This window comes from Nonomuraea sp. NPDC000554 (assembly GCF_040300065.1).
GTDB lineage: Bacteria > Actinomycetota > Actinomycetes > Streptosporangiales > Streptosporangiaceae > Nonomuraea.
Map to the genome: position 1 here is coordinate 1 of NZ_JBEPDC010000063.1, position 4,571 is coordinate 4,571.

2 protein-coding genes are annotated in these 4,571 nt (G+C 68.2%); both read right to left on the reverse strand.

Annotation, left to right across the window (positions count from 1 at the left end; genetic code table 11):
* Nucleotides 1–644 (reverse strand): beta-ketoacyl synthase N-terminal-like domain-containing protein (locus tag ABT294_RS50575; protein WP_350813723.1); only part of this gene is annotated, 644 nt, incomplete at its 3' end.
* Nucleotides 645–707: 63 nt separating this feature from the next.
* Nucleotides 708–4,571: SDR family NAD(P)-dependent oxidoreductase (locus ABT294_RS50580; protein ID WP_350813724.1), on the reverse strand; the 3,864-nt coding region annotated here is incomplete at its 5' end.

Here is a 4,571-nt window from a genome sequence, read left to right on the forward strand (position 1 = left end):
AGATGAATGGCCACAAGCGAAGAGGAACAGGCCGTGTCCACCGTCACCGCAGGACCCTCCAACCCCAGCGTGTACGCCACCCGACCGGAGATGACAGAGCTGGAGTTGCCCGTTCCCAGGTAACCTTCGCTGCCTTCGGGCAATGGCCCCCGCCCCACCTCGTAGTCGTTGGCGAAGGCGCCGATGAAGACGCCCGTGGGGGTGCCGCGCAACGAACCTGGGTGGAGCCGGGCGCGCTCCAGAACCTCCCACGCGACCTCGAGCACCACCCGTTGCTGCGGGTCCATCGCCACAGCCTCACGCGGACCGATCCCGAAGAACGCCGGGTCGAACTCGTCGGCGCCATCGAGAAAGCCGCCCGCGCGCGCGTAGGTCGTCCCGCTGGTGTCCGGGTCCGGGTCATACAAGGCTTCCAGGTCCCAGCCCCGGTCCTTCGGGAACGGAACGATGCCCTGCTCGCGGTTCAGCACCAAGTTCCACAAGTCCTCTGGCGAGTTCACTCCGCCGGGGTAGCGGCAGGCCATGCCCACGATCGCGATCGGCTCGCGCTCCTTTGTCTCAACGTCACGCAAACGTCGGTTGGCCTGCTGGAGATCTTCGGTCACTCGCCGGAGGTACGCGAGGAGCTTCTCTTCGTCAGCCATGCCAGTCCCGCCTTCCTAAGGGGTATCAGGTTTGCGTTTCGTGTGGACAACCGGTTGGGGACTTCACAGACCCTTGTCGATCAGTGAGAACAGCTCGTCCGCGCTTGCCGTACGCACAGTGCTTTCCTCGGCCGCTCCGGGTCGGCCTCCGCGCCACTCGTCCACGAGCCTCTGGAGGCGAACCGTGATCTCCGTCCGTCCCTCGACATCGGTGGAGACCTTGCCCATCAGCCGGCTCAGCTCGTCCAGGCTGTGCAGTACCTGCGATTCGACCGGCTCCTTCTTCGGCAGGATTTGGCTGCCCATGTACTCGGCGATGGCGACCGCGTTGGGGTAGTCGAAGATGAGCGTTGCCGGCAGTCGGAGCCCGGTGGCCCTGCTCAGCCGGTTGCGCAGCTCGACCGACGTCAGGGAGTCGAATCCGAGCTCGCTGAAGCTCCTGTCCGGATCCACATGAGCCTCGGATGCGTGTCCCAATACACCGGCTGCCTCGGAGCGCACCAGCGACACCAGCACGTGCTCCTGGTCGGCCGGGGACAACCCGGCCAGGCGCTTTTGCAGTGCTGATTCGCCGTCTGGGACGGGTCCGGCGTGTGCGGTGCGGCGTGTGGGGGTGTGGGCCAGGCCGCGCAGGATGGCCGGTATGCCGTCGTCGCGTTTGGCAAGGGTGCGGGTGTTGATGGGCAGCGGGAGCAGGAAGGGGTGCGGCATCGTCAGAGCGGCGTCGAGCAGTTGCATGCCTTCATCGGCGTCCATCGCGGTGAAACCTGAACGGATCAGCCGCTCAACATCGATATCGGCCATTTGGCGGGTCATGCCACCCGTGTCCGCCGACCACATTCCCCAGGCGAGGGATTGGGCGGGTAGGCCGGTGGCTTGCCGGTGGATGGCCAGGGCGTCGAGGAAGGCGTTGGCTGCGGAGTAGTTGCCTTGTCCGGCGCTGTCGAGAGTGCCGGCGGAGGAGGAGTAGAGGACGAACGCGGCCAGGTCGAGGTGGCGGGTGGCGTGGTGGAGGTGCCAGGCGGCGTCGGCTTTGGGCCGCAGCACCCGGTCGATCTTGTCGGGGGTGAGGGAGGTGATCACGCCGTCATCGAGCACGCCCGCGGTGTGGAAGAGCGCGGTCAGGGGGTGCTCGGCAGGGACACGCTCCAGGAGTGTGGTGACCTGGCCGGGGTCGGACAGGTCGCAGGCGACGATGTCGACGCTGGCGCCGGCGGCCTCCAGGTCGGTGCGGAGCTGGTCGGCGTCAGGTGCTTGCTCTCCTCTGCGGGAGGCGAGCAGCAGGTGTTTGACCTGGTGGTGCCCGGCCAGGTGGCGGGTCAGGATGGCGCCCAGTCCACCCGTGCCGCCCGTGACCAGAACCGTGCCCTCCCGGTCCATGGTGTGCGGGACGGCCAGCACGATCTTGCCGGTATGACGGGCCTGGGCCATGAACCGGAACGCCTGGCGCGCCTGCCGTACCGGCCAGCACCGCACCGGCAACGCCACCAACTCGCTTTGGGCAAACAGCTCCAGCAGACCGACCAGGATCTGACCGATACGCTCATGCCCGGCATCCATCAGGTCGAAGCTGCGGTAGCGCACGCCGGGGTGAGTGGTAGCCAGCTCTTCCGGCTCACGCAGGTCGGTTTTGCCCATCTCGATGAACCGGCCGTTCTCGGTGAGCAGGTCGAGGGAGGCGTCGGTGAACGGTCCGGCCAGCGAGTTGAGCACCACGTCCATGCGGGGGAAGGTGTGGGCGAAGTCCAGGTCGCGGGAGGAGGCGATGTGGTCGTCGGGGAGGCCGAGGGCGCGCAGGATGTGGTGTTTGCCTGGTGAGGCGGTCGTGAACACCTCCGCGCCGATATGGCGGGCGATCTGGATGGCGGCCATCCCCACCCCACCCGCGCCCGAATGGATCAGCACCCGTTCACCACGCGCGAGTCCGGCCAGATCCACCAGCCCATACCAGGCAGTCGCAAACGCACCCGGAACCGACGCCGCACGGGCAAAACCCCACCCAAACGGCATCCTCGCCACCATCCGCCGATCAGCCACCAAGCGAGGACCGAACGTCCCCTCCCCCAGGCCCATCACCCGATCCCCGACCTGCAGCCCCTCCACCTCAGGGCCGACCTCGGCCACCACACCGGCGAACTCGACGCCCATGGCCCCGGCCTCACCTGGGTACATGCCCAAGGAGTTGAGCACGTCCCGGAAGTTCAGCCCGGCGGCGCGGACCTGCACCCGCACCTCGCCCGGGGCCAGGTCCCGATCGGCTTCGGGCGCCGGTACCAGGCTCAGCCCGTCGATCGATCCCTTGACCGGGCAGTCCAACCGCCACCCACTCGCTCCCTCTGGGATGGAGAGATCGTCGCCGGACTCGGCTCGCGCCAGGCGTGGCACCAGCACCCGGCCGGCACGTACCGCCACCTGCGGCTCGTCCTCCATCCCCAGCAGTGAGGCCAGGGCGGTGAGCGATTCGGCCGCATTGTCGAGGTCTATCAGCAGGATCCGGCCCGGGTTCTCGGCCTGAGCCGAACGCACCAGCCCCGACACCGCCGCCCCCACCAAACCACCCACATCGGGATCGGTCTCGACGGTCACCGCACCCGTGGTGACCAGCACCAGCCGCATCTCAGCCAGCCGCTCATCAGCCAGCACCCCCACAACCCGATCCAGCTCAGAACGCAGGTGCTCCAGCGGCGCGTGCTCGTCCTCGCTGGTCACCAGGCGCATCACCACCGCGCCGGGGGCATCCTTTCCGGAGGCCAGCGCAGAATCCAGCGCCGCCACATCGGCATACTCCTCGATGCCGGCACCAGCCGACTCCACAGCCGCGACCAGGCCAGGCCACCGCTCACCCACCACCGCCACATCGGCCATCGGCAGACCCACCGGCTCACCCGCCAACGGCACCCAGTCCATTCGCCGCAGCGACGGCGATGATGTGGTCGCGGTCGGCTTTTGGTCGGCGAGCTCCCGCAGGATGAGCGAACCGATTGAGGCCACGGCCTGTCCTGCGGAGTCTCCTGCCTCCAGGGCCACCGCACCGTCGTCAGCGCGATGCAGACGTACCCGCAGGTGGCTGGCGGCGGAGGCGTGCAGTCGCACGTCGGTCCAGGCGAAGGGGAGAGTGATCTTCTTGTCGGCGGAGGCGTCCGCGTCGGAGAGTTGTTCAACCACGCCGATGGCGTGCAGTGCGGCGTCCAGCAACGCCGGGTGGAGGCCATAACGGCCGGCCTCGCCAACCTCCCGCTCGCCGAGCTCCACCTCGGCGAACACTTCACCGTCGCGCATCCAGGCCCGCTTGAGCCCCTGGAAGGCCGGCCCATAGCCGTACCCCGCAGCGGCCAGTGTCTCGTAATGGCCCGACACATCCACCGCCTGAGCCCCCGCCGGCGGCCACTGCCCCCAGTCGAAGCCCGCCGCATGGCCGCTGTCTGCCACGGCGACGATCCCGGAAGCATGGCGTGTCCACGGCCGCGCGCCGCTGCGCGCGTGCACCGTCACCTCACGCCGCCCGTCATCATCGGCGGCGGCCACAGCCACCTGAATGAGGATCGGTTCATCCCTCTCGATCACCAGCGGCGTCTCGAGTGTCAGCTCCTCCACCACCGGACAGCCGACCTGGTCGCCCCCACGAACCACCAACTCCACGAAGCCGGTGCCGGGGAACAGCACCTTCTGGCCCACCGCGTGGTCGGCCAGCCACGGATGTGTGGCGATCGAGATTCGCCCGGTCAGCACCACACCGCCCTGCTCAGGCAACTCCACCGCGGCGCCCAGCAGAGGGTGATCCGCCGAGGCCTGCCCCAGCCCATCTGCGTCTGCGGCGACCGATGCCGCTTTGAGCCAGTAGTGGTGGTGTTGGAAGGGGTAGGTGGGGAGGTTGGTGGTTTTGGCGTTGGTGTTGGTGAAGAGGTTGGTCCAGGTGATGGGGGTGCC